The organism is Ruegeria sp. CDSB029 (assembly GCF_059611125.1).
Window position 1 is genome coordinate 14,219 of record NZ_JBXWOX010000021.1, and the last position, 25,584, is coordinate 39,802.

Here is a 25,584-nt window from a genome sequence, read left to right on the forward strand (position 1 = left end):
ATGCTGGGAATATCGGAAGGTTCATCAGGGATAACGGTCGAAACTTTAATGCTGCAACAAAGCTTTACTAGGATTTCACATTATGAAAGTTAAAAACCGATAACTGAGATGATATTGACCGCACGATGAATGAAAACGCATTAACTGCCTTTCTTACTTTGGCTGAAACTGGCAGCTTCCAACACGCGGCCCGCGTGATGGGTGTCTCCAACGCGTCGTTTTCCCGCTATATCGGGCAAGCCGAGGACCATGCAGGGCTCGTGCTGTTTCATCGAAGGCGCAACAGCAGTACGCTGACGCGGGCGGGGCAGGAGTTTTTGCCCATCGCTAAGGCTCTGCGGCAAGACCTGGATCGCTATGCGACGCGTGTTGCCAGTTTGCGTGACGCCGGACCTGGTACTTTGCTGATCGGTTGCGGGCCTCTGACCACAAGATCTCTGATCGTGCCCGTCCTGCGATCTGTGCGGCAGGTAATGCCCGACCTTCGATTCAGAATACTGGTGAGCGCCTACGCGCGTCCGCTCGACTTGTTGCAAGCGGGGCAGTTCGATGTGTTTCTGGGCGATCTGACCTACACACCGGATGCCGACAATGTCGAAATCATGGTGATGGAAAAACGGCAAATTCAGTTTGTTGCGCACCCCGATCATGAAATTCACCAACGCGGCCCACAAACAATGGCAGGTGTTTTCGACTTTCCCTTTGCATCACCGCATCTTCATAAACACTGGAGAGCGACCCTGATAAAGTCACTTGGTGGCAACACTGACGCGGTCAATAAGGTCAATGTCCAACCGAATGTCGAATGCGACGATTACAACTTTCTGACCGGATTACTGGAAGAGCCAGACTATATCGTAGGAGGGATGCCGGACACTTTTTCAGAACTGATCAGCACAAAGAAAGTCAAACCTGTTTCGATGAAGCAGAGCCTTTCATGGAACATCTGCGCGGCGCGCAAGTCCCAAAACACGTCGGCTGCTCTTGAATTGTGTTGGAGTGAACTGGCCAAACACCGGGCGTGACCAGTGATGTGAAGAACAATAAAAGACGCCCAACTGGGACGTATCGTGGTTCGACTAAAACGTTTTCGCGAGCTCAGTTAGCTTGGCAATGTCTCGGATTACACCGCAGAGCGGCTTTTTGTTTGAAAATGGCCAATGGTGGCAATGCTGCGCGCTGTGTGAACTCGCGGTCCTAAAATCGCGGCACGCAGTCCGAATTGCTGACTTCTTCCTTGCATGGCGGGACCAAGAACTACGCAGTTGCAGCATGTTTGGTGCGGCGTGCACTCACAGCGTAGAATCCAATTCACACATTGGACCCTTAACAATCCTACCCACCAACTTTTTCTGCATCGTACTTTCCGCATCTTGCCCCCACCGGACAATAGCGACCATTTGACCAACTAATTTTGTCAGATTTCCTTGCATCCACTCGGGAATCGTTTAATTGACAATTTCAGTCGGATTACTACGCCGCACATTTCAATGTTGGGAGTTATGATGCTCAAATCCTCTACCTGCTTCGCCGCCGCATTGTCGGCCCTGATTGCCACTTCTGCCGCTGCCGAGGGTGAGTTGAACCTTTATTCCTCGCGCCACTATGACACCGACGAAAACCTGTACAGTGATTTCGAAAAGGCCACTGGCATCACCATCAACCGCATCGAAGGCAAAGCCGATGAGCTGATCGCGCGGATGGAAGCCGAAGGCGCGAACTCGCCCGCGGATATTCTGCTGACAGTCGACACCTCGCGCCTTTCACGGGCCAAGAATGCCGGCATTCTGCAACCGATCGAAACCGCCGTTCTTGAAGAACGCATCCCGAACAACCTTCAGGACAGCGACAATGAATGGTTCGGCTTCTCGCAACGTGGTCGCATCATTTTCTACGACAAGGAAAACGTCGCTAACCCTCCAGCGACATATGCCGATCTTGCCAAGCCCGAATACAAGGGGCAGGTCTGTATCCGGTCGTCCAGCAACACCTATAACCAGACCCTTCTGGCGTCGATCATCACCCATGAAGGCCCCGAAGCAGCAAAGGCCTGGGCCGAAGGCATCGTGGCCAACATGGCCCGCGAACCACAGGGCGGTGATACCGATCAGCTGCGGGGTATCGTATCCGGCGAATGCGACATCGCGGTTTCAAACACTTATTACTTTGCTCGCGCAATCCGCAAAGATGTAAAAGGCGTCTCGGCCGATATCGATGCAATCGGTTGGGTCTTCCCGAACCAGGACAGCTATGGCGCGCATATGAACCTGTCCGGTGCAGGTGTGGCTGCAAATGCGCCGAACAAAGAGAATGCCGTTCTCTTCCTCGAATATTTGGCAAGCGACAGCGCCCAGCAATATTTCTCGGCCGGGAATGACGAATTCCCCGCGGTTGAAGGCGTCGCGCTTGCGGACTCGGTGAAATCGCTGGGTGAGTTCAAAGCGGATGAGGTCGTCCTGTCCGACGTCGCCGAAAACCTGCCGACAGCGCAAAAGATCTTTAACGAAGCCGGCTGGAAATAATCTGGGCCAAAACCAGAGCAGTAAGAAGGGCGCAGGTTTTCTGCGCCCTTCTCCTTTGGTGGCAGGTTCAGAACCGAACCCCGAACCCGACCGAAAACCCCGAAAACGAATCCGCGATAACGCCGTTCAGCATGACGCGCGCGCCCTCGACGGCGGGCAACCCGATCTTTGTGGTATCGACCTCAATTCCGACACCTACCGTCGCGAGCCAATCCGTATCCAACACCATCGCGCTGTCGCCGTGATAGAGGACAACACCCCCGTCCAAAACCAGCTTTGACGGACTGCCCAGTAGTTTGACCTTGTCCAGCGGATAGCGATAGCGCGAAAACAACGTGGTCTGATTCGAGTTTGCGCGCGCATTCCCAACCTCGGGTTCGTCTATCGGGTGAAACTCCAGAAATGTTTGGCGCAGTTTGTATTCTGCGTGCCAACGGCCGAACTGTGCCTCGCGAAAAAGACTCAGGGACGCGCCGAAGCCAAAGGCGTTCAGATTGCCATCCACCTCGCCCACTCCGTTCGAGCGGGTCGGAAACAACGGGAAGTCGGAAAACACGGCGTCCGTTGTGACATGGCCAAGGGACAGATGCGCGGCTGGCCGGATGTGCCAATCATTTGTGAGCGGAAATTCCCATCCGACACCAAGGGTCGCGGCGATGCTTGACCATTTCACATCCAGTTCGGTATCAGACCCGATTTCGGGGAATATCACCACCGGATTATAGTTCTGATAGGCGAACTGACCTTCCAGATACAGGCCGTTGTCCAATGGTTTGAACCCGCCGCGCAACTGTGTGGACCGCAGATTTCGCGCGTCACCGGCTGCGCTCAGAAAGGATAGGGACGACAGTGTTTCGTTCGGTGTGGCGGCAATACTCAGCACCGCAAGAGCGGCCCGGGCGGCGGTTTCCGAGGCGTCTGGATCCAGGTTTTGCGCGTTGGTCGACGCGGCGAAACCACAGAACAATGGCAGTGTGTACGCAACAAGTCTTTTCAATCGCAGGTTCGCCTGTCGTATGTTGTCGGCCGGCAAGCGCATCCTTGTAGACGCGCTAGACGTTAAGCGAACCGTAACCCAGTCTTAGTTTACGAAAAACGAAAACAACAAATTCGCGGTCACGAAATCTGATGGCTTGCATTTTGGAAACACCCGGTCATCGTGGCGTTTTCAACAACCATCCGGAATGTGATTTGGAGTTTTCCCCCAAAACGGGTTCAATCACGTCAGGAGGCTCGCCATGAAAAACCGGGATAGTTTCGAGAAATTCTACTTTGCCAAGGTTGGCATGGGCGAAGCCTGCGGCTGTGCCGAGAAGGTGATTGATGTGTTCGAATTCAACCGACAGGGCGGCGCACAGTCCAAGCGTGCAGTGAAATCGGAAAGACGCAAACGTCGTTCATTCCGATCCTGGGCCATGAAATACGGGTTGCTGAGCCGCAAACCCCGAACCTGAAAATCGTCACCCATTTGTGGGACGGCGCAGGTGCCTTGAACCAGTTAGGTGCTTTATGATCAGAATTGGGGGCCGATCGGACCTGCAAAACCCGGCGACACCCCTTCAACCTCAGTATCCGAGACTCCGTCTTCAATTTAAAACGACGCGGTCAGCGAACACCCCTGCGCGGGCCCTTTTGGGGTTTCGCCCAAACAACACAGGCTTGAGAAACGACCCGGTGAATACGGAAACAAACTTGCAATCACCCCTACAAGCGTAGTCACCTGAGATAGAATGGGGGGAGAATGTCGATGAAGCCATGGGCCGTCGTGGTTTGTCTGTGCAGTACGCTGGCTCTTGCTGCATGCGCCCCCAAAACGCGCAGCTATGAAAAGTCTGTTTCGTCGTCCTTTGCGACCCCCGCAAACAGCGCCCTGGTGCGCGCAGCCAACCGGCTTGGCGATCCCAAGGATGGGCGGTCCGGGGTAAAACTGATCAGTGATGGGGAACAAGCGCTGGTTTCAAGGCTTTTGCTGGCCGCTGCGGCCGAGCATACCATCGACGCGCAGTACTACCTTTTGCACAATGACCCCACGGGCCACCTGTTTGCAGCCAGCCTTTTGCAGGCGGCAGACAGGGGCGTTCGTGTCCGGCTGCTTTTAGATGACATGGACACGTCCAGCTACGACGCTATGACCGCAGCGCTGGACTATCACGAGAATATCGAGATCCGGCTTTTCAATCCCTTTTGGCGGGATCAAAGCCTGCTGATTGCGGGCCTGACAGACTTCAAACGCATCAATCGCCGGATGCACAATAAATCCATGACCGCAGACAACACCTTCACGATCGTCGGGGGGCGCAACATCGGGGCCGAGTATTTCCTGGCCCGGGAAGAAATGAACTATGCCGATCTGGACGTGCTGGCGGCAGGCCCCGTCGTGAATGAGGTTTCCCAGAGCTTTGACGCCTATTGGAACAGTGAATTTGCCGTTCCCGCACGCGTGGTTGTTGGACAACCGGAATCGTTTGACCTGAACGATGCGCGCACAAGGCTGAATGAGTTGGTGGAGGAAGCAAAACAGACCCAGTACGGCGCTGCGCTCAGGAAATCCGCGCAAGAGAATTTTGCCGACGGCGCGCTGCGGCTGAATTGGGTCCCCGCGCGTTTGTATGCTGACCCGCCTTCAAAAGCTGCGGGCGTTGAAACGTCCGACCCCATTCTTGCATCGCAATTGCTGCCGTATTTTGAAATTGCCAGCAGCGAGGTAAATATCATCTCGGCCTATTTCGTGCCGCGCAACAATGGCGTCCGATGGATGACCGAGTTGGAAAATCGCGGTGTGGACGTCAAAGTCGTGACCAATTCCTTAGGGTCGAACGACGTCGTGCCGGTCTATGCCCATTACGCCAAGAAACGCAGAGCGTTGCTGCGCGGTGGTGTTGAGCTTTATGAATTGCGGCCAGACGCCTATCAGGTTCAGCGTCGCGGTATCAACTGGGCACAATCCCGATCCGGCCTGCATTCCAAGGCTTTTGCCATCGACGACCGTTACCTCTTTGTTGGCTCATTCAATTGGGACCCGCGGTCTGTGAACATCAATACCGAAATGGGCATTCTGATCGACTCTCCCGCGATGGCCGTTCAAACGATGGGTGCATTGGACGCGGCCCTGCCCGCCTACACCTACCAGGTGACGTTGGAACGCGCAGGCCAGCTTAAATGGAGAACACGAGGAGCGGACGGGGAAATACTGGAATACAATTCCGAGCCCACAGGGTCGGTCTGGGATCACATCGTCTCTGGTTTTCTGAGTATTTTACCGATCGGGTCACAGCTTTAGGCCCGCAAGTAACGACTAACGCGACCGATCATTCTTAGGTTTACCGCTGCAAAAAGCCGAAAGGACGTTCACCGTGAAGTATTGCAAGCTTTATGCCGATGCTGCTGGCGAAAGCCATTGGGATGACATTGACGTCAACCTCGAGGAACGGAGTTTCGCCCCGCCCGCGCAGGCCATCGAGGTATCCGAGCCAGAGCGCGTCAAACAGACAATGTTCCTGCGGCTTCGATCCGGTTGGAACGAGCCCATCCATCCGACCCCGGTGGCGCAAAGGCTGATATGCCTTGCAGGCACAATCCGCGTCACTGCAAGTGATGGAAACTATCGTGACATCGGCCCCGGCGACGTGTGGCACATGGAAGACAAAGTGGGAAAGGGTCACCACACCAGGGTCACAAGCGATCAGGACTTTGAAGCGGTCATAATTCAGTTTGAGTAACTTCGCCGATCCGAGGCCATATACGAAACCCCAGACGGAACCTTCACCGGAGGATGGCACCGTTTCGGCCTGACTGTATCCCGGTATGGCAGTTTGTAAGAACCAATTGAGTGCGCCGCTTGTTCCGTCAGAACAGCTTGTAAGGAATCCAAAGCGCCAAATCCTGCCAGAACCACAACAGCACGGCCGTCGCTAACATGATGAACGCAAAAGGGATGGCCCCTTGAATAACCTCTTCAAGGCGCGCCTTTCCGACAGCTTGAAGGACAAACAGGTTTAATCCGACCGGCGGAGTGATTAGCGCTGTCTCGATCAGGACGACGAAAAAGATGCCGAACCAGATCGGATCAATTCCCATGACTTCAAGCGCAGGGAAAAGCACCGGAACCATAATCAGCATCATGGAAAGTGCTTCGAGGAAAAAGCCGATAATCAACAACACGAGCCCGACCGCGAAAATAAAAATCGTCGGGTTTGAGATGTTTTCAGTGAGAAAGCTGCTGATCGATTGCGGAATCAGATACAAAGTAATGGCGTAAGAAAAAACCTTAGCCCCTGCGACGATGATGAAAATCATCACAGTGGTTATCAGTGAATCGTGCACGGCTTCTCGCAGTTTTGCGAAGGTCATTCTTCGCATCGCGAATGTTATGACTATCGCGATCACGAACCCGATGCCCGCGCTTTCTGATGGCGTCGCTATTCCTGCATAGATCGATCCAATGATTGCTATAGCCAAGACGACAGTCGGAAGCGCACTTAATGTCACCAGCAGCCGTTGTTTCATTGGCATGCGCTCGACTTTTAAGCTCTTTTTGCCGCGCGCATAAAGCATGGCGTAGATGATAAAGAGCGTTGCAAGGAACAATCCAGGTCCAATTCCGGCAAGGAAAAGCGTTGGAATCGAAGTCTCGGTAATGACGCCATAGATGATCAGCGGGATCGATGGGGGGATCAGAATGCCCAGGGTTCCTCCGGCGGCGAGTTGTCCCAAGATGAATGGACGGTCATAGCCGCGCTTTTCCATCTCGGGGATGGCGACGGTGCCAATTGTGGCTGCCGTCGCCACCGAGGATCCCGAAATCGCCGAAAAAAGCGTGCAGCTTTTGATCGTAGCGACGCCCAATCCCCCGGGCCAATGCCCGACCCAAGCCTGCACACCGGCAAAGAGATCCCGTCCGACGCCGCCTTTCAACAGCACGTTTGACATGAGCAGGAACAAAGGCACGGCCAAAAGTTCAAAACTGTCCATCGTCCCGAACAGGCGCTGCGGCACGGCAATCAATGGGAGCCCTTTCAGCCATAACAGCACAACCCCGAGGGCGCCCATGGAAAAGGCGACGGGCACGCGCAAAAGCAGCAAACCCAGCAGGGCTCCGATGATCAGAATGGTTTCCAAGGGTCAGTGACCCCCAAGTTCATGGTTTTGCAGGTTCGCCTGACTCGTCCACACTCGGTAGATTTCCACCAAAGCCTGAAGCGACAGCAAACCAAACCCAACCCAGATCGCGGATTGAGTATAGGCCTTGGGTACAGCAAGGTAGCTGTCCGTCGTGTGCCCGGCGAGCGTGGATTTCAGCCAGATGTCCCAACCATATCGCGCGGCGACGCATCCGAAAAACACGATAACAAGCAACGAAAACGTCTCGACAACCCTGCGCCTAAGCGTGTTCGCATCCCGGAACGCCAAATCAATGACGATGTGCTGGCGGTGCTTTAGAACATATGCCGTCGCGCCAAAGGTAGCCCAAACCTGAAAGATCCTTGCGATCTCATCCACCCAGACCGTCGGGCTGGTGAGCGCGTAGCGCATGAAGACCTCGTAAGCCACAAATATGCCTATGGCGAAGAACATCCATCCGGCGACAATACCAAAGAGTTCAGACAGCCAATCGACGGTTCTGGTCAGGGCTTGCAGCATTCGGGGTGCCTCGCCAATAGAAGAAGCAACCGAACGTGGGATGTCCGCTTGCTTTGACAATATGAAGAAGGGATTACATTCCGGACACGGCTGAAATCACTTCGGCGGCAGTATCGCCTGCGTCATCGACAAAACGCTGAGAAACGCTCGAGGTCGCCTCAATCCATTGCTGACGCTCTTCATCGGTCAGATCAACCACGGTCATCAGGCCGCGCATTTCGTCAATGGTTGCGTCTTCTTCTGCGTAGATCGCGTCACGCAATTGCTGTTCGACCTCAGCGGCGGCGTCCAGAATGATCTGCTGATGCTCGGGCGAAAGGCTTTCGAAAAAGTCGTTGTTCATGACGGCCACAAATTCGATAGCGCTGTCATATGACAAGGTCATGTGATCCATCACTTCGTGCAGTTTTCGCGACTTCACGGCAGACGCACCTGTCATGCCCACATCGACAGCACCCTGCTGATAGGCCAGAAACTGTTTTGACCCCGACATCAGCGTGGGTGCGCCACCAAGCGCCTCGACGGTCCAACCAATCACCTTACCGTAGGTCCGGACTTTTTGGTCCTTGAGATCGGCGGGTGTTCGGATGGCAGACCCGTTCGACAAATAGACATTACGCCCAAACGCCTGCCACCACAGAACCTTGGCCCCCGTTTCCTCAAGCACAGCGGCATCCAGAATGTTGCGCATCGGTGATCCAGTGGCAACGGCCGCCCGCAGATGGTCCTCATCACGGAAAAAGAAGGGCAGGTTCACGACGTCTACTGCCGGGACCGCCCCGGTAAACCGGCCAAGAAACGCCGAACCGGCCTCGACAGCGCCTGTACCCACTGCTTCTGGAACTTCCTTATCTTTGTAAAGCTGCGCTGACGGGAACAGCTGAACCGTTAGCTCACCGCCGGACTTCTCTTCAACGATATCCTTGAACGCGATCCAGTTCTGTCCCAACGAATGAGTCTCTGGCAACTGTAACGTCACTCGGATGATGGTTTCGGCCTGCACGATGATCGGAGCAGACACTATGAGTGTTGCAGCCAACGCCGCCTTAAACATGTTACGCATGATACCTCCGTCGAATTTTCGGATTTTCCGCTTTCTTAACTTGTTTGGCAGCGTCGCAATGCGGTGGCATTGATGTCAATTCCATATGCAATCACTTTCGAGAAAACGAGGACACTTACCCTGACTGATACCCCTGCAGATATTGGGTCATGAACTCGGACAATTCAGCTTGTACCGCATCCGCGTCCAACGCGACGAACCGGCCTTCCAGCGATAGCTTTACTATGCCGTGCACAGCAGAAAACACAGTTCGTGCACGCGAAGCCAATGTGTCGTCATCCAACTGAGGGTTCAATTGCGATAACGGAGCGATGATCTCGGCGATGAGCACCGCGTGTTCCTCAAGGTGCCATTGCGGGACCGGTACACCCGGCTGCATCCGGTGATCGAATAAAGCGGCCCATAGGTTTCGGTTTTCGTTACCGAAATCCAGGTAGGCCAACGCAAGTGCAAGCAGCTTTGCCTTGGGCGTCTCTTGTGATGCGGGGGCGTTTTGTAGTGAGACGTGCAAACGCGCCAGTGTGCGCGAGTTCAGACGAATATCCATGTAACGCTGCGAAGCCGCGTTAATTATGGCACTTATCAAATTCCGTTCCCGTTAATGTCTGCTCAACTCCGGATCCGAACTATGTTTCGGTAAAGCCCATTTCTGAGATCAACCTTGCCTGCAGTCGCATCGCTTCGTCATCAACCAGGTTTTTTCTTTTTGGCGCAAGTCCTGATTTCCGCCAGCTTCCAACCAGCTTCTCTTTCTGCCACCTACAGTTCGTCGACATATCCGCTGCTTGTACCGCAGGATAGCAAAGGAGGTCGGCAGGGATGTTTTTGCCTAAGTCGCACGCCCGAATGTCATCCTTTTTTGTCGGCTCGCGTTCAAACCTCGCCACCCTGACAAAGTACAAGTTGAGCATAGGGCGCTCCTTGAACCGGTCGAAACTGTCCCGGCTGTATCCCATCACTTCACAGGTCTGCAAAACACTGCCGAGCTGCCCAACCAGTTCCAGCATCCCGAGTTTCGGATCGATGGTCTTTTCAGGAGTGCTTGTTATTGATCGCCAAGCCTTGCTTGCGCACCAGAAGGACAAAAAGTCAGATCTAGCGATATGCCCGCACCCAAGACTACTTTCGGTAGGCTGTTTAGAAACGCGTGAAATCTTGCGCTGTTGGCGGGTCACCAGCTGGTGCTTCTAGCTGACCGATCTGATCAAGCGATCGTACTGACACATCCACCTATTGTTCTTTTGTTAGCCTGGCCCAATCATTCAAGATCACTTGATACAGCTCTTCGACGCCCATACCGGTTGCTTGCCATGTCATTTCTTGTTGATGGCCGCCGTACCTGTACCTGTCGTTCACCGGCGCGGGTTTTAATGTTGAGCGACTGCATGAATGCTGTGGGGAGAAATCCCTTTAAATCAGCTGTTTGATCGTGTTTGGACATTTGGCCGTCGCGTCAGCACGTGATTTGCATTCATGAATCAACAATGGTCTTGATTTTCGCTCCATCAAGTCTGATATTTCTGTTATGACAGAAATTTATGACATAACGAAATCAGACGCTGCAAGCCAGTTCATTCTTTATTGGGGTGATATGGGCAATCAATGGGGCGTCAATCGCTCTGTGGCGCAGATTCACGCGCTACTTTATCTTAGCTCCAAACCCCTTAATGCCGAGCAGATCGCCGAGTCGTTGGGTATTGCGCGATCCAACGTGTCCAACTCGCTCAAAGAATTGGTGAGTTGGCGCCTCATTCGCCGCATTCCGGTGCCAGGTGACCGGCGCGAGCATTATGAGGCCGAAGTGGATGTCTGGGAAATGGGGATCCGCATCGCCCAAGGGCGCAAGGAACGCGAGATTGATCCGGCAGCACAAGCCCTGCGCGCCTGCGTGGCTCAGGCTGAAACCGAAAGCAATCTTGACCCAACCGCGTTGCGGCGCATGCAGGACATGCAAGAGTTTCTGGCAACCGCCGATACGTGGTTCAGGGACATGCTTACGGTGCCCCGTCCGAAACTGGTGATGTTGATGAAAATGGGAACCAAAGTCGTTTCCCTGCTCAGCTTCACCGGAGGCAAAAAAAGCACCTAAAAATTTGACCTTTAATTTCTCTTTTGACGGAAAAAACAGAATGATCGAAATTAACAAAAGGATAGCGCCACCAGGTGCGAAGCCGGCTCAACCGCAATCCGATGCGATCAGCAGTCTGGATGATCGCTTCAAGAACTTGCTGGGGGCTTCGGCATGGTCGCGCCTGCCCAAGGCAATTCAACGCCGGTTCAGCAAGCGTCTGCGGGGGGATGCCAGCCTTGCCTATCAGGGCCGCGTGACCCAAATGCGGATGAACCCCGTCGGGCGGGCGCTGGCCTTTGCCCTGCGCGTGATCGGCGCACCGCTGCCGTTTGATCGTACCTCTGTCGGTCGATCCGCCGTGGTCACCGTCACCGAAGATGCGGCAACGGGCGGGCAGTTTTGGATCCGGCAATATGGTCGGGCGGCCGGGTTTCCACAGATGGTCGGCAGCTCAAAACGCTTTGCCGGACCCACCGGATTGGAAGAATATATCGGCTTTGGAATTGGCATCTCGCTAAAGCTCGAAAGCACAGCGAATGGTCTCTATTTTGTCAGCGAACGATACTTCCTGAAACTGGGGCAAAACCGACTGCCTCTGCCACGGTGGTGCTGTCCTGGGGGGCTTGTGGTCGGCCACGAAGAACTAGGGGATGGGCAGTTCCGGTTCACTCTGGAACTGGCGCATCCGCTTTTTGGCCAGCTGATCTGGCAGGACGCAACATTTCATGATGCTGAGATTATCGGGAGTGTCCCGTCATGAAGGTCGTGATTATCGGCGGATACGGTGTTTTCGGTTCCCTGACGGCCCGATTGCTGGCACGTGACGGGCATCAGCTTTGGCTGGCCGGACGACGCCCTGAAAAGGGCCGCGCTCTGGCTCAGGAACTCGGGGCGCAAACCCTGAAATTGGACATTGGTAAAGCACCAGAGGCAGTTTTTGAAGTAAAGCCAGACGTTGTGATTGATGCGGCAGGACCGTTCCAACACTATGGTGATGATCCGTATAAAGTCCCGAAACTCTGTATCGCTCATGGCTGCCACTATCTTGATCTGTCGGACAGCGCCACGTTCACGAAGGGTATTGGTGCTTTGAACACCGAAGCAACGGCCGCAGGTGTTTTTGCCCTTTCCGGTGCATCCAGCGTACCCGGTCTGTCTTCCTGTATCGTCGAAGATTTGATCGAAGATCTGGATGAAGTTGATGTTATCGACATCGCTATCCTGCCAGGTAACCGGGCACCGCGAGGCATGTCCGTTATCAAGAGTATTGTCAGCGGTGTCGGACGGCGGCATCAGGTGTGGCGCAATGGTGCCTGGCAAACAACTAGCGGATGGACAGATCGCAAGTTGTATGAGTTGGAATCGGGTATGAGGCGCGCCGGATACAGCGTCGACGTTCCCGACATCGCATTGCTCCCGGAAATGACAGGCGCGAAAAGCGTCATGTTTCGTGCGGGTCTGGAACTTCCGTTGATGAACTGGGCATTACATCTGCTGGCTAAACTCAGGCAGTACGGGCACTTTGAATTACCGGCCATTGCCTATTCTGCGCTCTACGTTCTTTCAAAAGCGCTTTATCCCTTCGGAAGTGACCGAGGCGGTATGCAGGTAAGTGTTTCCGGCAAGCGCGCCGGGCAGAGCCTGACCCGAAATTGGAAGCTGATCGCGGAAAAGGGGCACGGTCCTTTTGTTCCCGGTGTCATGTGCCGCGCGATCCTGCGAGAACATGACAACGTGATTGCAGGTGCGCGACCCTGCCTGGCAGAGCTGACAAGGCCCCTGGTTGAAGGCGCTATGGCAGATCTGGAAATTCGTACTGAGATCGTCGAACTGATGGATGATGGCACAACTGACCCAAGAGGCGGCGTGCAAAAGGGCAAGCGCTCAGGAAATTTGAACAGGCGGCGCCTAAATCCTGCAACACCTTGAGAGCACTGGAACTCGACTCGAAAGCAGTGCGGAAAAAGGGTTTTTTATTATACGCGATAGAGTTCATTTAATTCAAATGCGACGCTTTGACTGATAGGCTGGTGCGCACCTTATATTTCAGTCGTGATAACAGTCGCGGCAAGGACATCTGCTAAGATGTACGTCATCAAAATCTGCAAATCTTGGGCAAGGGAAATGCGCATTCGCCGGTCACTTCTAGCGGCATGAAACGTTTGACCGCAGATTTCCGAACCCGACATCGCTTATCAGGACAGATTCAACAAAATACGCAGCACTGTAGATCTGGCACGGCATCAAAAAGGAGCTGTTATTCCGCTGCCTGGACCAAGGGGCATTGGTTCGTTTGGAAGCAATTGGTAAGTTTCGGAACTGAACAGGGCTCAAGCTGTATCGATGTGCATAGCGCTATCTTTGCAAAATCTCAAAATGGTGTCCCCAGCTTATCTGGTGAATGGCCGGCCTAAAACTGAAACAACCAAGGCATCCTCAAACTCGAAAGGAAAACAGGATGCCGAAAACTAAAGCCATGACCGCCAAAGCAGCCGCGCGCATTCAATCCGCAACCTCAACCAAGACTGGCGGCCAATTGGCAAAAGGCAGTTTCACCGCACGCGCGCAAAGCGCCGCCGCAAAAAACGCCAACCGGACCAATTCCAAGAAGTGAGCTTGTCGGGATGCGACATGCACTATTCCAGAGACAAAGACTTGAACAAGATCATTTCCCAGAATGTAAAAGCGCGCGCGCATTCCGTACACGGTAAGAATCACGGAAAGCTGTTATTCCCGAATGGCGGGCTGATCGTGATCGCCAAAACGGACAAGCTGAAGTATCTCGACGCATGTCCGCCAAACTTTGCAAATTCCGATTTCTGCGCATCGCAGACGTTCACGAGAACCCCAGCAAAATGGCCGCATGGAACCCAATGTTCCTCAGTGAGTGCCCCTAGCGAGTCGAGCGCCGCAAGAGTCCGTAACCGTAACGACTACGTCATAAACTGATTAAGTTTATCGGTACGGCAGGTAATCGCGCAGCGAAAAACTATAGGCAAACTAAGCAAACCTATGGGGTGTGCGAAGTGTCATACGCAATCCTACAAGATTGTAGGCGCGCTCATAACGATGCGCTCCTGCTATTGATTTCGTGCATTAAATTCAAATGTGCTTGCCCATAACTTTGCGCGGTATTCGCGAATAATTTTACACGATTTGCCCAAAAGTCGGCACACTCCCCCTTTCGGTGTCTGATTACATCCTTCTGAAAGTCTCATTGAGTTCTGCTACTTGTCCGGCATCCAATAGGCGGGTTGGCAGGCCGCGCAAAGCCACTAGCAGCTTAGCCGTTTCTTCCAGCTCTTCAGCTGCACAGACAGCTGAGAAGAGATCCTTTCCTGATACGACGGGACCGTGATTGGCTAATAGAACAGCACTATATTTGCCGCCCAGTTCGCGGATCAATTCACCGGATTTCGGGTCACCCGGCTTGACGTATGGAACCAGTTTGACCGTACCAACACGCATGACCATATACGGCGTCAGCGGTGGAATACAGTCATCTGGATCAGTGTCTTCCAGGCACGACAGTGCGGTCGCCCAGGTCGAGTGCAGATGAACTACGGCAGCCGCTTCCGATCTCGTTTCATAGAAGGCGTGATGCAGAAAGACTTCCTTGGTCGGCTTGTCTCCGGAGACGTGGTTGCCATCCAAATCAATTTTGGCAATGCGCTCGGGGTCGATATTCCCCAATGTCGAATTGGTGGGTGTCATAAGGATGCCTTCGTTCAGACGGGCAGAGACATTGCCCGCAGTACCGACAGAAAATCCACGCGCAAACAGAGATGCACACAACTCCGACATCTGCTGCCGCATAGCCCATTCATCCGAACTCATCGGCCTGCCTCCATCATTCTCAGCGCTTTCGCGAAAAAGTCTGGATCGCCAAAGTTCCCAGACTTTAGTGCCATCGCAATGGGTTCAGTTTTTCCAACGCTCAGGACTGGCACGCCAGGGTCAATTTCTGGCCCAATTGACATGGCCGGTGACCCCAGTGCCTCAGAGACAGCCTTGGCGACAGCTCCCGACGTCTCTCCTCCTGCCACCACAAGGCGCTTGTACCCCGTTTCGGCAAGTTTTCGTGCTGTATCTGCAAAGAGACTATCCAGTTTTTTCGCCACAGCTTCCTGACCAAATTTGTTTTGGATCGCGCCCACATCATCCGGGCTTCCCGATGAATACGCGAGTGGCGCCTGACCCGGATGCGTTTCAAAGAAATCCAGAAGCGTTTGCGTGGTCACATCCCCGGCCATGACACCCGGAACATCAATGGCGAAGGTTGGATGGGATTTCGCATGAACATCGATCTGCCCGCGGGTCGCACCTGAACAAGAACCCGCAAGGATCGCGGCAGGCCCTGCGACACCAGTGAACGCACTGCCAGCACTTTTGGATGAAGTCTCTCTCAGGAAATTTCTGGGTAGCCCCAGCGCTATCCCGGATCCCCCTGTAATGAGCTTGGCATCCTTTAGAGCCTTGCCCCAGGCCAACAAATCTTCATCCGAAATCGCATCGCCAATCACAAATCGTTCGTCGGCTTTCTGCAAAGCATCAGCAATCGCCTTTGAACCTAGCTTCACAGTGTCAATTGGCACCAACCCAACCGCTTCTTCAGTCTGATACTGCAACCATCGCCTGATATTGGCATCCGTCATCGGAGTAAGAGGGTGATTTTCCATCCCAGACTCGTGCAACAGCTTACCAAGCACAAAGAGATGACTGTAATAGATAGTACGCCCCGTTGTCGGAAAGGCCGGACAGAAAATCACTTTTTCCGCGCCCAGTTCGTCGGCAAGCGCTTTCGCAACTGGGCCGATATTTCCTTCCGTCGTGGAATCGAAGGTCGAACAATACTTGAAGATGAACTGCTGGCATCCTTGATCCGCGAGCCACCGCAAAGCACTCAGACTGTCTGCAATGGCTTCTTCAACCGGTGCAGTGCGGCTTTTGAGTGAGATCACACCCGCTTCGATCTCTTCGTCGACCGGGATATTAGGAACACCCGGAAACTGCGCGGTTCGTATCCCACCTTCTGGCTCCATGCCCTTCGCCAAGGTGTTCGCAATATCACTCGCACCAGTAAAATCATCCGCTATGACACCAATTTTCATAGTTCGATGTCCCTGGTTGGCCCGAAATCCAGCCTATGGATATGTGGTGCCGCTCCGACGGGAAAAACCTCACGCACAAGTGGATCATGGCCGGGCACGATAAGTCGAGGATGCGAGGCCAACCTCTCGAGCGTCTTAAATCCATCCATCATGTCCTGCAGGTCGACGACAATGGGAAAGGCTTTGCGCGCCATGAAATTCTCATAGTAATGCGAGGCATCAGAGGCGAGCACCATCCACCCGGCTTCCGTCCTTACGCGAACGCATTGCAACCCTCGCGAATGCCCACCAATGCAGTGCACCGTGATCCCATCTATAATCTCGGCTTCTCCATCGTAGAACACGACCTTCCCTGAATAGAGACGCTTTACGACCTCGCAAATATGGCCCGCCGTGAAAGGTGCGCGCAGATCGTCGTGGCACATGCAGGGGCCTGTGGCGAAGGCCATCTCCGCCGATTGCATATGCAACTTCGCGCTCGGGAACATATGCAGCCCCCCCGCGTGGTCATAATGAAGATGGGTCACGATGATGTCTGTCACCGCTTCCGGCGTGATGTCCAAGGGGCGCAGAGCCTCGCGTGGGTCCATCGCAATGGGACGACCACGGGCGGCGGCCTCATCGGAGTCGTAGCCGGTATCGACCAGAATGACTTCGTTGCCGCGCTTCAATACCCAAACGAAATAGTCCATCGCGTGAGACGCGTCGTGATTATCATCGATGATGAAACTATCAGCTCGCGTCCGGGCGTTGCGATCCGCGTATTTCACGGCATGGATTTCCCAATCGTTCATCGGATGACCTCGGAATACTGGTGAACCACCTTGGTGGCGATCATATCAGCCACAGCCGTATCGAAGGACCGAAAATGCGCACTTTCTAGGTGTACAGAGAAGGCCGCGCTGTCATCATAAACCTCATAGAGAAAAACTGTCTCGGGATCGTCGCCGAGGCAAACGTCAAACTGCTGGCATCCGGGCTCTTCACACAAAGAGGTCGAAGCGTTTTCGACCATCAGCGGCAAAAAGGTGTCTCTCGTACCGGGCTTGAGAGTGAAGGTGACAGTAACCACAAACATCAGACGGAAAGTCCTTTCAGACGTGAGAAAGCGCGCTTCGCGACAGGCAGTTGGCTGAGGATCAGACCAATGTTGAGCACCAGCAGAATGGCCGCACCGGGCCGCGAATAGAAGACCGAAAGATCCCCGTCCGACAAGAACAGCGACCGGCGGAAGGTTTCGTCAAACAGGCTGCCCAGAATAACCCCGATAACCAATGGCGCGATTGGGTATTTCATCAGGTTCATGAAATAGGCAACGGCGCCGACGCCAAGCATCAGGTAAAGATCATTGATGCCACCACCGACGCTGAAAGACCCAATTGTTGTTAGAACCATCACAACCGGCAAGAAGATAGTCTGCGGGATGGCGAGTATTCTGATGAAAACCCGAGCGGTGAAAAGCCCCATCAAGAACATTGTCAGGGAGGCCAGCACCAAGATTGCAACCACACGCAGAATAATCTCGGGGTCTATCGTCGGTCCCGGGATCACGTTGTTGATCTTGAAAGCCCCCATCAAGGCGGCGGCGGGTGGTGAACCGGGAATGCCCAAAACCAAAAGCGGGATTAGCGCCCCCCCAATGCAGGCGTTGTTTGCGGTCTCTGAGCACAGCAGACCTTCCAACGACCCTTTTCCAAACTTGTCGCCCTCGGCAGATACGGTCTTGCCGACACCGTAACTGACCCAACCGGCGACATCTTCGCCCACGCCGGGAAGCGCTCCTACCCCGGTCCCGATCACTCCTGACCGGCCAATGGTGGGCAGGTAGCGTCGGATGGAGCGTAGGTTCGGAAGAATGCGACCTTTCAGGGCCAGAACTTTCCCGGCCTCAACGTGCCTCAAGCCGTCGATGATTTGGGGGATGGCGAAGGCCCCCATCAAAACTGGCACGACCTGAAACCCGCTCAACAGGTAAGACCAGCCGAAAGTATAGCGCGGTTCAGACAACAGAGGGTCAAGCCCCACCATGGACATCGCAAGCCCGATCAGACCGGCGATCCATCCCTTGATCACCAGGTCTTCGCTCATCAAAGTGCCAGAAAGCAGAATGCCGAACAGGGCCAGCAATGCTTTCTCCGGGCTTGCGATGTTCTTTGAAACCAAAAGCAGTGCCCATACGAAAATCAAAAGCGTGAGGGTCCCGATAACTGTGCCAATGAAACTGGCCGTTGTGGTCAGCCCAAGTGCTTCGCCCCCTCGACCCGCTTTGGCCAGTGGGTAGCCATCCATTGCCGTCGCCGCACTGGCCGCCGTGCCCGGTATATTCAGCAGAATAGACGGGTAAGAGCCGCCGTAAATCGCGCCAACATAGGCCCCGAGCAAAGCGATGAGCGAATAGTCCAGTGGGATTTTGTTGCCAAAAAATCCCGTCAGGATCGTCACAGCCAGGGTTGCCGTAAGGCCGGGCAATGCGCCGAACGTGATGCCCAGGAACACGGATGCAATCAAATACAGATAGGTCAGCGGGTCCACTGCGAGACCAACGAACGCCGCCCCAAATCCAGCCAGTTGCGATAGGATAAAGTCCATCCGATCAATCTTTCCATAACGGACGAAGCGTCACGTAGTAGTGGTATTCGATTTCCTTGAAGATCAGCCCGCCGCGTGCAGGCACGTTCTGGCGGAAAACAAAAGCCATCGCACAAACGAGGATGAGCGGGGCCAATATCGCGATGAAAGGAACGACCCGCAAAACGCGTTCGGAAGCCGCTTTGGTCAGCACCAAAAGGGTTAAAGCGACCCAAACGGCCAATGTAAACCAATCATCACCGTGTGCATTCCAATCCGCCTGAGCATAAAACACGGCGAACGCAAACAGACCGGCGACGACAACTGCGATACAAGCAACCAAAGCACGCCGCGCATGACCCCCGTAGTAGCCGTAAGTCAAAGCTGTAATCAGCAACCCAGAACACAGAATGAAGTCCACTCTTGGAACCAACCCAACGACATATGCAAGAAGGATCAGGCCTATTGTAGAAGCTCGATAGGCTTCCGACTTATCCCACCCGATGCCCAAAGCACTGAGCGCGTTTTGGGCACCACCTGAGCGGATTGAAATAGCCAGCAAAACGAAGGACAAGCCAAGCAATCCCCCGAAGATGAACAGCGGTACAATTGCAGCCGAGTTGTACCAATCCGATCCACTTACACCTGCGCGGTTTTCGCCCCAAAGTGGAATGTCCGACGTCTTCCAAAGAAAAAAGACGGACACTGTTATTAGGACAATTGCTGCCCAAAAGTCGCGCGACCGCATGACCAGTGTTTCGTCAGGTTTGTCCATTGCCTGCCTCCTGAGGGAAAGGGCGCGATCAAGCGCGCCCCTTCAAAATTGATCGGATTAGGGCTGCTCGATACCCAGCGAGGCCGGATCCACTGTGGCAGCGCCAAGGTCTTGCAAGGTATAGGCAAAGGTAGCTTCGAGGTTCGCAAACAGCTCTTGAGCTTCTTCGCCGTGTTGACCACCGACATCGTAATTGTTTACCGCGGCCCATTCGGCGACGGTGTCGGAGGCAATAGCTTGCTCGAAGGCATCACCAAGTGCGGCCTTTACATCGTCCCCGGCTGAACTGTGAACTGCAAACCCGATGGCCTGCTTGAGCGGCAAATACTGATCAAGACCGTCATAGATGCCAAAGGCAGAAGGCACTGTTGCCCCTGCAATCTGCGCATCTTCGGGCGTCAGCATCGCGAGCGGCTTCAACTGACCGCCTTCGATCAGCGGAGCTTGTTCAGCCAGTGAGGTCACAACCAACGCAACTTCACCCGCTATCGCTGCTTCCTGACCTGGCGCCGAGCCTTTGTAGGGAACAAACTTGAATTCTGCGCCGGACCCTTTTTCGATGGCCAGAAGGTTCAAGTGGTGGATTGAACCTGCGCCGGAAGCCGCCGCGGGAATAGTGCCAGGAGCGGCTTTCGCAGCGTCGACCAGTTCTTCCAGCGTATTGTAAGGGCTGTCCGCCGGGACCGAGATCAGATCAGGTGATCCGCCAACAATGAACGGATACCAAAAATCAAATTTCTTATCCCAACCACCCTGCACAGCAGCGGTGACGTTCGACTCTGACAAACCAACCAATGTATAGCCATCGTCTGGTTGGTTCATGACGTAGACCATACCATTGGAGCCTGCGACACCACCTGTTTGATTGATCACATTGATCGAGACCGGAAGGTGTTTTTCCATCTCGGCCATGATCATCCGGTTGATCGTATCCGTACCTCCTCCGGCCCCCCAGACCACAGCTGTGGTGATATCACGATAGGGATAATCCTGCGCAGCAGCTGCCCCTGTAATCCCGGTCGCCATCACGGCTGCGGCCGCCAACCGCCCTAGCTTTAGTTTCATTTCCAAGTCCTCCCAAACATCTTTGCGTTTATTATTGCATTTATTTGCGTATACATTAAAGAATGCATTGTCAACGTACTGTAGTGGAAGCTGCTATCGCGCTATGAATGCGAAACGGGAAGGAAACGGGCCAAGATGAAAAAAATGTACGATGTTGCGGTGTTCCACGGGGACGGGATCGGCCCGGAAATTATGGCCCCTACGCTTGAAATCCTGCGCCAGCTCTCGGGCAACAGTCCCAGCTACGAGCTGGCGTTTACAGACGCGCCGGCAGGCGCAGGCCACTACGCCAAAACAGGAGAATCGTTTCCGGCTGGATCACTCGAAACTGCACGCAATGCTGACGCAATTCTGCTGTCTGCAATGGGCTTGCCGGATGTTCGATATCCTGACGGAACCGAGATTTCACCGCAGATTGATCTGCGAAAGCAACTGGGACTTTTTGCTGGTGTGCGGCCAGTAAAGGTAAGCAGCGGACAAATGACCCCTTTGTCGCTCCCCAGTGGAAAAGAGATCGACTTTATCTTGATACGCGAAAGCACAGAAGGGCTGTTCTTCACCCAAGGCGCTGGCGAAGTTACCGATGACGAAGCACGTGAAACTCTGCTGATCACTCGTGAGGTGTCCGAAAAACTGTTCCGGTTCGCGTTTGAACTCGCCCAGAACCGCAAAAGAACCGGGCGCGGTCGGGGTCGAGTTACATGTGTCGACAAAGCCAATGTATTCCGCGCCTTTGCGTTCTTCAGATCGATGTTTGATGCAGAAGCCGCCCACCATCCCGAATTACAAGCAGACCATGCTTATGTTGATGCTACCGCTCTGTGGATGGTCCAGAAGCCTTGGGAATTTGATGTCTTGGTGACTGAGAACATGTTCGGAGACATCCTCTCAGACCTTGGTGCGGGTCTCATGGGTGGTCTTGGACTGGCTCCGTCAGCGGATATCGGGTTGAACCACGCTGTATTCCAACCCTGCCACGGCTCCGCTCCGGACATTGCTGGACAGGGTATTGCCAACCCGTTTGCGATGATCCTGTCCGCAGCAATGATGCTTGAATGGTTGGGGTTCACCCATGATCATCCAGACCTGTCCAGCGACGGCGAACGATTGCGTGAAGCCGTGGAAAAGGTGACGGCGAACGGACAGAACTTGACCCGCGACCTAGGTGGCACCGCCGGAACGCAGGATGCAGCCGCGTCAGTATCTGAAGCATTGCGGGCATGAATACTCAACAAGCCATCAGGGTTGCGTGTGTTGGAGCGGGATACTTCAGCAAATTCCACTACGAAAGCTGGTCCCGAATGCCCGGAGCGGTTCCGATTGCATCCTGCAACCGTGATATCAACAAGGCGAAAGAAACAGGACTGGCCGCTTACGATGATCTGTCAAAAATGCTGGAGGCGGAAGAACCGGATCTCGTAGACATTATCCTTCCGCCTGTGGCGCAGGCCGAGGCAATCCGCTCGGCACTGCGATTTGGTATCAAGTGGCTGATCTGCCAAAAGCCATTTTGCTTATCTCTGGATGAAGCTGAGAAGATTGTTTCAGAGGCTGAAGCGGTTGGGGCAACTATTGTTGTACACGAGAACTTCCGCTTCCAGCCTTGGTATCGCGCAATCAAAGAGGCGATGACCGAGGGTCGAATTGGTACACCTCTCCAAGCTACTTTCCGGCTTCGGCCCGGCGACGGACAGGGACCACGAGCCTACCTAGACCGGCAGCCGTACTTTCAGGACATGCCGCGTTTCCTGGTTCATGAAACAGCGGTTCACTGGGTAGACACGTTCCGGTTTCTATTCGATGCGCCCAGCGCAGTTTATGCGGACTTGCGCCAAGTTAACCCAGTTATCGCAGGCGAGGACGCAGGTTACATCCTGTTTGACCACGCCAACGGTTTAAGAGCTCTGTTCGATGGCAATAGATGCCTTGACCACAGCGCCGAAAACCTGCGTCAGACCATGGGCGAAGCGCTCATCGAAGGAACGGAAGGATCACTGGTTCTTAACGGCGACGGTTCAGTCGAGCTCCGCGCTTTTGGAAAACAGGAGCGACAGCAGATTCTACCTCCAAGCGATCACGATGGATTTGGAGGAGACTGTGTCCACGCCTTGCAAAGTCACGTCGTTTCAGGCCTTCTACGGGGCACGCCGTTGGAAAACACGGCTCGCGACTATTTGGACGTGATCCGCATCGAAGAGAACATCTATCTCTCGGCCGCGGAGGGACGAAAGATCAACCTGGAGACGCCGTGAAGGATCAGGACGCAAAAACTCTTTCCAATACGCAACGCGCTGTCAGGGATTTGCGAAAGATGATCCTGTCCGGCGAACTTGCAGCCGGAACTGACCATCTGGAGTCGGAACTCGCCGAGACCCTTGGCATGTCCCGCACCCCGATACGGGAAGCTGCGCTGATGTTGGAAAGTAAGGGCTTGCTGGAAATGCGGCCCCGAAAGGGCGTTCGGATACTGCCTGTTTCATCAGATGATATGCGTGAAATTTACGACATACTGACGGAACTCGAGAGTCTCGCAGCACAGCGCGCTGCCGAAGCGGGCTATTCAGAAGATGAACTGGCAGTACTTGCCGGATCAATTGCAAAGATGGACCAAGCCATCGAAGCCGAAGACCTTGAAGCCTGGGCCGAGGCCGACGAGTTGTTTCATCAGGAGCTCGTTCGGTTGGGCGGCAACAAACGAGTCGAAGCGATTGTCGCCATGATGAGCGATCAAGTGCGTCGCGCGCGCGCAACGACGTTGTTTATCAGACCCCTGCCCGTCAAATCCAATGAAGATCACCGGGTTGTTTTTCAAGCGATTAGTGAAGGTCGTCCAGATGCCGCCCGCGAACGTCATCGAGAACACAGGCTGCAAGCACAGGCTATGCTTTGCGGGATACTCGAAAAGCATCGGCTCACCAGCCTCTGATCTTCTCGTGTCCGGTCGTTAATCAACTAAAATAACTGCCTATTTTCGGCATAAAAGGCGCTACGAATACTTGTCTACAACGGCAGTCCGCCGTTGCCTTCGGCTGTTTTGATTTACTTTTTTCAAGTCACTCAACCAATCACTGCATCGATTGGGGTTGATATAGTACGGATTCGTATTAAATTAGTTCGATATCGTACTATTGGAGAGTCAAGATGCCAAACCGAAGACGTTTTCTCAAGATTCTAGGCGGAGGCACAATACTGGCGGCAAGCGGTGCGGTTGCGTTCCTCGCTACACGCACGCCGCATGCCGCGCTGGCTCCGTGGACGCCAAAACCGTATGACGACCCACGCAAAGCCGCTTTGTCCTACGCAATTCTCGCCCCCAATCCACACAACTTGCAACCTTGGCTGGTCGAGTTGGTTGGACAAGACAAGGTGCGCATCCACCGTGATCCTGATCGCGAGCTTCCTGAAACCGATCCTTACAACCGCCAGCTCTATATTGGCCTCGGCGCATTTGTTGAGACGATGATTCTAGCAGCAGGTGCTCTCGGGTTCGATACCAAGGTCAAGTTACTGCCAGATGGGGATGACGGACCCATCGCAGAAGCAGTGTTCGTGCCGGGCGGGACATCCGATCCACTATCAGATCAAATCCTCAAACGGCATTCCAACAAAGAACCATACACTGAACAGCGGCTGTCCGAGGCGGAAACCTCGGTCCTTGAAAACTATGCCACTCTGATTTCCGATGAGGATCTAGTGGCCCGTGTTCGAGACTTAACGAAACGCGCTTTTGAAATCGAAATGCGTACACCGCAGACCTTGAAAGAATCCGTCGACCTTATGCGGATCGGGAAAGCAGAAATCAACGCCAACCCGGACGGGATTGAATTACGTGATCCCATGCTGGAAACGCTGCGACTTACCGGCCTGTTGGATAATGAGACCCTTATGAACGTTGACCACCCAGGCACTCAGTCACACATGCGAGACTACTTCGCGATGCTAGACGCGACGCCGCAATACGCAATCCTTACGACAGCCACAAATACGCGAAGCGATCAACTCGATGCCGGACGTCAATTGATGCGTTTTTATCTGAAGACAACCGAAATGGGCCTGGGCGTTCATCCGGTTAGTCAGGCACTTCAGGAGTACCCTGAGATGGCCGATGAATACGCTCTGGCGCATGAGCTTCTTGCGTCGCCGGGCCACACGGTGCAAATGTTACTGCGTTTGGGGTATGGGCCTGAACCAATTGCCACACCCCGCTGGCCGCTGGAGACACGAATTCTGAATGAAGCCTGAGGATGAGACCAACGAAGTTTACCGGTTCTTCACCGAGGTCGGGATCATCAATCAATTGATCTCGACCAAGCTTGAAGCGTTCTTACCTGGCAGAATGACCGCAACCCAATTTGGCATATTGGGCCACCTGGTCCGGCGCCCCGAGGGAGAGACACCACTGCAACTTTCGAAAGCGTTTCAAGTGCCCAAAACTTCGATGACGCACATGCTCTCAAGTCTTGAAAATCATGCCCTGATTACCCTTGAAGCCAACCCCAATGATAAGCGTTCGAAAATTGCTCGGTCTACACCGGAAGGCGTAGAGTTATTGAAAGCTTGTATGGAGCAGATGTCAGAAGCTCTTGGTCCAGTTTTGTTGGAACTGGGGCCTGAACCGTTTCACAGTTCTTTACCTAATCTGACCCTCATTCGCGAAACATTGGACCGTGAGCGGGACTAGGCGCAACCTGCGCCAGCTTAAGCAAGCAGTAAAATTCTCAAAACATCATAAAGTCTCCGCCCGTGGGAAGCAGCAGTGATCCTTCCGG

General features: G+C 54.0%; 27 protein-coding genes. 14 read left to right on the forward strand and 13 right to left on the reverse strand.

Going from position 1 to position 25,584, the window contains the following annotated elements:
* Positions 1 to 125 precede the first annotated feature (125 nt).
* Both AC2FI8_RS19810 and AC2FI8_RS19815 read left to right on the forward strand, forming a co-directional pair.
* Positions 126 to 1,025, forward strand: a complete 900-nt coding sequence (locus AC2FI8_RS19810; RefSeq protein ID WP_496780702.1) for a LysR family transcriptional regulator — start codon at positions 126 to 128, stop codon at positions 1,023 to 1,025.
* 480 nt (positions 1,026 to 1,505) lie between these two features.
* Positions 1,506 to 2,522 (forward strand): Fe(3+) ABC transporter substrate-binding protein, encoded by a 1,017-nt coding sequence (locus tag AC2FI8_RS19815; protein ID WP_496769938.1) that lies wholly within the window; start codon positions 1,506 to 1,508, stop codon positions 2,520 to 2,522.
* Positions 2,523 to 2,589: 67 nt separating this feature from the next.
* Here AC2FI8_RS19815 and AC2FI8_RS19820 read toward each other — a convergent pair whose 3' ends face one another.
* Entirely contained in the window at positions 2,590 to 3,519 is a 930-nt protein-coding gene (locus AC2FI8_RS19820; RefSeq protein ID WP_496769936.1) for an autotransporter domain-containing protein, read from the reverse strand.
* Positions 3,520 to 3,760: 241 nt separating this feature from the next.
* Here AC2FI8_RS19820 and AC2FI8_RS19825 point away from each other — a divergent pair, with 241 nt between their 5' ends.
* The 3 genes from AC2FI8_RS19825 to AC2FI8_RS19835 all read left to right on the forward strand — a co-directional run bounded on the left by AC2FI8_RS19825 (position 3,761) and on the right by AC2FI8_RS19835 (position 6,241).
* Complete coding sequence (locus tag AC2FI8_RS19825) at positions 3,761 to 3,976, forward strand: hypothetical protein (protein WP_496737020.1); 216 nt, start codon at positions 3,761 to 3,763, stop codon at positions 3,974 to 3,976.
* 293 nt (positions 3,977 to 4,269) lie between these two features.
* A complete protein-coding gene (locus tag AC2FI8_RS19830; protein ID WP_496780703.1) occupies positions 4,270 to 5,802 on the forward strand; it encodes a phospholipase D family protein in 1,533 nt (510 codons plus the stop codon).
* A 73-nt stretch (positions 5,803 to 5,875) separates the two neighbouring features.
* Entirely contained in the window at positions 5,876 to 6,241 is a 366-nt protein-coding gene (locus tag AC2FI8_RS19835; protein WP_496769932.1) for a cupin domain-containing protein, read from the forward strand.
* A gap of 127 nt (positions 6,242 to 6,368) precedes the next feature.
* On the opposite strand, the gene AC2FI8_RS19840 is transcribed toward AC2FI8_RS19835, so the two are convergent.
* The 5 genes from AC2FI8_RS19840 to AC2FI8_RS19860 all read right to left on the reverse strand — a co-directional run bounded on the left by AC2FI8_RS19840 (position 6,369) and on the right by AC2FI8_RS19860 (position 10,400).
* A complete protein-coding gene (locus AC2FI8_RS19840) occupies positions 6,369 to 7,640 on the reverse strand; it encodes a TRAP transporter large permease (protein ID WP_496769930.1) in 1,272 nt (423 codons plus the stop codon).
* Between the two features lie 3 nt (positions 7,641 to 7,643).
* Positions 7,644 to 8,162: a TRAP transporter small permease gene (locus AC2FI8_RS19845; protein ID WP_496769928.1), complete on the reverse strand. Its 519-nt coding sequence runs from the start codon at positions 8,160 to 8,162 to the stop codon at positions 7,644 to 7,646.
* Between the two features lie 73 nt (positions 8,163 to 8,235).
* Positions 8,236 to 9,225, reverse strand: a complete 990-nt coding sequence (locus tag AC2FI8_RS19850) for a TRAP transporter substrate-binding protein (protein ID WP_496780704.1) — start codon at positions 9,223 to 9,225, stop codon at positions 8,236 to 8,238.
* 115 nt (positions 9,226 to 9,340) lie between these two features.
* Positions 9,341 to 9,772, reverse strand: coding sequence for a TetR-like C-terminal domain-containing protein (locus tag AC2FI8_RS19855; RefSeq protein WP_496769925.1), 432 nt, complete (start codon positions 9,770 to 9,772; stop codon positions 9,341 to 9,343).
* A gap of 79 nt (positions 9,773 to 9,851) precedes the next feature.
* Complete coding sequence (locus tag AC2FI8_RS19860; RefSeq protein ID WP_496780733.1) at positions 9,852 to 10,400, reverse strand: hypothetical protein; 549 nt, start codon at positions 10,398 to 10,400, stop codon at positions 9,852 to 9,854.
* A gap of 350 nt (positions 10,401 to 10,750) precedes the next feature.
* On the opposite strand from AC2FI8_RS19860, the gene AC2FI8_RS19865 reads away from it, so the two are divergent.
* The 4 genes from AC2FI8_RS19865 (at position 10,751) to AC2FI8_RS19880 (ending at position 13,910) form a co-directional block, all read left to right on the forward strand.
* The gene (locus AC2FI8_RS19865) at positions 10,751 to 11,314 is read left to right on the forward strand and encodes a GbsR/MarR family transcriptional regulator (RefSeq protein WP_496769922.1); all 564 of its coding nucleotides are present in this window, start codon (positions 10,751 to 10,753) and stop codon (positions 11,312 to 11,314) included.
* Positions 11,315 to 11,354: 40 nt separating this feature from the next.
* On the forward strand, positions 11,355 to 12,056 hold the full coding sequence (locus AC2FI8_RS19870; protein WP_496780705.1) for a DUF4166 domain-containing protein: 702 nt from the start codon (positions 11,355 to 11,357) through the stop codon (positions 12,054 to 12,056).
* Entirely contained in the window at positions 12,053 to 13,225 is a 1,173-nt protein-coding gene (locus tag AC2FI8_RS19875; protein ID WP_496780706.1) for a saccharopine dehydrogenase family protein, read from the forward strand. Before AC2FI8_RS19870 ends, AC2FI8_RS19875 begins: the two co-directional genes overlap by 4 nt.
* Positions 13,226 to 13,754: 529 nt before the next feature.
* Entirely contained in the window at positions 13,755 to 13,910 is a 156-nt protein-coding gene (locus AC2FI8_RS19880) for a hypothetical protein (protein ID WP_496769916.1), read from the forward strand.
* Positions 13,911 to 14,491: 581 nt separating this feature from the next.
* On the opposite strand, the gene otnC is transcribed toward AC2FI8_RS19880, so the two are convergent.
* Genes otnC through AC2FI8_RS19915 form a run of 7 tightly spaced genes read right to left on the reverse strand, consistent with a single transcriptional unit; the run spans position 14,492 to position 20,815 of the window.
* Positions 14,492 to 15,133 carry a 3-oxo-tetronate 4-phosphate decarboxylase gene (gene otnC / locus AC2FI8_RS19885; protein WP_496727414.1) on the reverse strand — a complete coding sequence of 214 codons (642 nt, stop codon included), beginning with the start codon at positions 15,131 to 15,133 and terminating at the stop codon, positions 14,492 to 14,494.
* On the reverse strand, positions 15,130 to 16,407 hold the full coding sequence (gene otnK / locus AC2FI8_RS19890; protein WP_496780707.1) for a 3-oxo-tetronate kinase: 1,278 nt from the start codon (positions 16,405 to 16,407) through the stop codon (positions 15,130 to 15,132). Before otnK ends, otnC begins: the two co-directional genes overlap by 4 nt.
* Positions 16,404 to 17,201 (reverse strand): N-acyl homoserine lactonase family protein, encoded by a 798-nt coding sequence (locus AC2FI8_RS19895; RefSeq protein ID WP_496780708.1) that lies wholly within the window; start codon positions 17,199 to 17,201, stop codon positions 16,404 to 16,406. The genes otnK and AC2FI8_RS19895 overlap by 4 nt, the downstream gene beginning before the upstream one ends.
* Positions 17,198 to 17,485 carry a putative quinol monooxygenase gene (locus tag AC2FI8_RS19900; RefSeq protein ID WP_496769909.1) on the reverse strand — a complete coding sequence of 96 codons (288 nt, stop codon included), beginning with the start codon at positions 17,483 to 17,485 and terminating at the stop codon, positions 17,198 to 17,200. The genes AC2FI8_RS19895 and AC2FI8_RS19900 overlap by 4 nt, the downstream gene beginning before the upstream one ends.
* Positions 17,485 to 18,996 carry a tripartite tricarboxylate transporter permease gene (locus tag AC2FI8_RS19905; protein ID WP_496780709.1) on the reverse strand — a complete coding sequence of 504 codons (1,512 nt, stop codon included), beginning with the start codon at positions 18,994 to 18,996 and terminating at the stop codon, positions 17,485 to 17,487. Before AC2FI8_RS19905 ends, AC2FI8_RS19900 begins: the two co-directional genes overlap by 1 nt.
* 4 nt (positions 18,997 to 19,000) lie before the next feature.
* Positions 19,001 to 19,750 (reverse strand): hypothetical protein, encoded by a 750-nt coding sequence (locus AC2FI8_RS19910; protein WP_496780710.1) that lies wholly within the window; start codon positions 19,748 to 19,750, stop codon positions 19,001 to 19,003.
* 57 nt (positions 19,751 to 19,807) lie between these two features.
* Positions 19,808 to 20,815 carry a Bug family tripartite tricarboxylate transporter substrate binding protein gene (locus AC2FI8_RS19915; RefSeq protein ID WP_496780711.1) on the reverse strand — a complete coding sequence of 336 codons (1,008 nt, stop codon included), beginning with the start codon at positions 20,813 to 20,815 and terminating at the stop codon, positions 19,808 to 19,810.
* Between the two features lie 135 nt (positions 20,816 to 20,950).
* Here AC2FI8_RS19915 and AC2FI8_RS19920 point away from each other — a divergent pair, with 135 nt between their 5' ends.
* The 5 genes from AC2FI8_RS19920 (at position 20,951) to AC2FI8_RS19940 (ending at position 25,496) form a co-directional block, all read left to right on the forward strand.
* Positions 20,951 to 22,039, forward strand: a complete 1,089-nt coding sequence (locus AC2FI8_RS19920; RefSeq protein ID WP_496780712.1) for an isocitrate/isopropylmalate dehydrogenase family protein — start codon at positions 20,951 to 20,953, stop codon at positions 22,037 to 22,039.
* The gene (locus tag AC2FI8_RS19925; protein WP_496769903.1) at positions 22,036 to 23,067 is read left to right on the forward strand and encodes a Gfo/Idh/MocA family protein; all 1,032 of its coding nucleotides are present in this window, start codon (positions 22,036 to 22,038) and stop codon (positions 23,065 to 23,067) included. Before AC2FI8_RS19920 ends, AC2FI8_RS19925 begins: the two co-directional genes overlap by 4 nt.
* Positions 23,064 to 23,741 carry a GntR family transcriptional regulator gene (locus AC2FI8_RS19930; protein WP_496769901.1) on the forward strand — a complete coding sequence of 226 codons (678 nt, stop codon included), beginning with the start codon at positions 23,064 to 23,066 and terminating at the stop codon, positions 23,739 to 23,741. The genes AC2FI8_RS19925 and AC2FI8_RS19930 overlap by 4 nt, the downstream gene beginning before the upstream one ends.
* A 215-nt stretch (positions 23,742 to 23,956) precedes the next feature.
* The gene (locus AC2FI8_RS19935) at positions 23,957 to 25,057 is read left to right on the forward strand and encodes an Acg family FMN-binding oxidoreductase (RefSeq protein ID WP_496780713.1); all 1,101 of its coding nucleotides are present in this window, start codon (positions 23,957 to 23,959) and stop codon (positions 25,055 to 25,057) included.
* Positions 25,047 to 25,496: a MarR family winged helix-turn-helix transcriptional regulator gene (locus tag AC2FI8_RS19940; RefSeq protein ID WP_496780714.1), complete on the forward strand. Its 450-nt coding sequence runs from the start codon at positions 25,047 to 25,049 to the stop codon at positions 25,494 to 25,496. Before AC2FI8_RS19935 ends, AC2FI8_RS19940 begins: the two co-directional genes overlap by 11 nt.
* Positions 25,497 to 25,584: the final 88 nt, after the last annotated feature.

Excerpts from the sequence above, each read along its gene's own strand:
- AC2FI8_RS19880 (WP_496769916.1), top strand. The coding sequence starts at position 13,755 with ATGCCGAAAACTAAAGCCATGACCGCCAAAGCAGCCGCGCGCATTCAA.
- AC2FI8_RS19875 (WP_496780706.1), top strand. The coding sequence starts at position 12,053 with ATGAAGGTCGTGATTATCGGCGGATACGGTGTTTTCGGTTCCCTGACG.
- AC2FI8_RS19850 (WP_496780704.1), bottom strand. The coding sequence starts at position 9,225 with ATGCGTAACATGTTTAAGGCGGCGTTGGCTGCAACACTCATAGTGTCT.
- AC2FI8_RS19895 (WP_496780708.1), bottom strand. The coding sequence starts at position 17,201 with ATGAACGATTGGGAAATCCATGCCGTGAAATACGCGGATCGCAACGCC.
- AC2FI8_RS19810 (WP_496780702.1), top strand. The coding sequence starts at position 126 with ATGAATGAAAACGCATTAACTGCCTTTCTTACTTTGGCTGAAACTGGC.
- otnK (WP_496780707.1), bottom strand. The coding sequence starts at position 16,407 with ATGAAAATTGGTGTCATAGCGGATGATTTTACTGGTGCGAGTGATATT.
- AC2FI8_RS19920 (WP_496780712.1), top strand. The coding sequence starts at position 20,951 with ATGAAAAAAATGTACGATGTTGCGGTGTTCCACGGGGACGGGATCGGC.
- AC2FI8_RS19905 (WP_496780709.1), bottom strand. The coding sequence starts at position 18,996 with ATGGACTTTATCCTATCGCAACTGGCTGGATTTGGGGCGGCGTTCGTT.
- AC2FI8_RS19900 (WP_496769909.1), bottom strand. The coding sequence starts at position 17,485 with ATGTTTGTGGTTACTGTCACCTTCACTCTCAAGCCCGGTACGAGAGAC.
- AC2FI8_RS19910 (WP_496780710.1), bottom strand. The coding sequence starts at position 19,750 with ATGGACAAACCTGACGAAACACTGGTCATGCGGTCGCGCGACTTTTGG.
- AC2FI8_RS19845 (WP_496769928.1), bottom strand. The coding sequence starts at position 8,162 with ATGCTGCAAGCCCTGACCAGAACCGTCGATTGGCTGTCTGAACTCTTT.
- AC2FI8_RS19925 (WP_496769903.1), top strand. The coding sequence starts at position 22,036 with ATGAATACTCAACAAGCCATCAGGGTTGCGTGTGTTGGAGCGGGATAC.
- otnC (WP_496727414.1), bottom strand. The coding sequence starts at position 15,133 with ATGAGTTCGGATGAATGGGCTATGCGGCAGCAGATGTCGGAGTTGTGT.
- AC2FI8_RS19935 (WP_496780713.1), top strand. The coding sequence starts at position 23,957 with ATGCCAAACCGAAGACGTTTTCTCAAGATTCTAGGCGGAGGCACAATA.
- AC2FI8_RS19940 (WP_496780714.1), top strand. The coding sequence starts at position 25,047 with ATGAAGCCTGAGGATGAGACCAACGAAGTTTACCGGTTCTTCACCGAG.
- AC2FI8_RS19815 (WP_496769938.1), top strand. The coding sequence starts at position 1,506 with ATGCTCAAATCCTCTACCTGCTTCGCCGCCGCATTGTCGGCCCTGATT.
- AC2FI8_RS19870 (WP_496780705.1), top strand. The coding sequence starts at position 11,355 with ATGATCGAAATTAACAAAAGGATAGCGCCACCAGGTGCGAAGCCGGCT.
- AC2FI8_RS19915 (WP_496780711.1), bottom strand. The coding sequence starts at position 20,815 with ATGAAACTAAAGCTAGGGCGGTTGGCGGCCGCAGCCGTGATGGCGACC.
- AC2FI8_RS19830 (WP_496780703.1), top strand. The coding sequence starts at position 4,270 with ATGAAGCCATGGGCCGTCGTGGTTTGTCTGTGCAGTACGCTGGCTCTT.
- AC2FI8_RS19825 (WP_496737020.1), top strand. The coding sequence starts at position 3,761 with ATGAAAAACCGGGATAGTTTCGAGAAATTCTACTTTGCCAAGGTTGGC.
- AC2FI8_RS19865 (WP_496769922.1), top strand. The coding sequence starts at position 10,751 with ATGACAGAAATTTATGACATAACGAAATCAGACGCTGCAAGCCAGTTC.
- AC2FI8_RS19855 (WP_496769925.1), bottom strand. The coding sequence starts at position 9,772 with ATGGATATTCGTCTGAACTCGCGCACACTGGCGCGTTTGCACGTCTCA.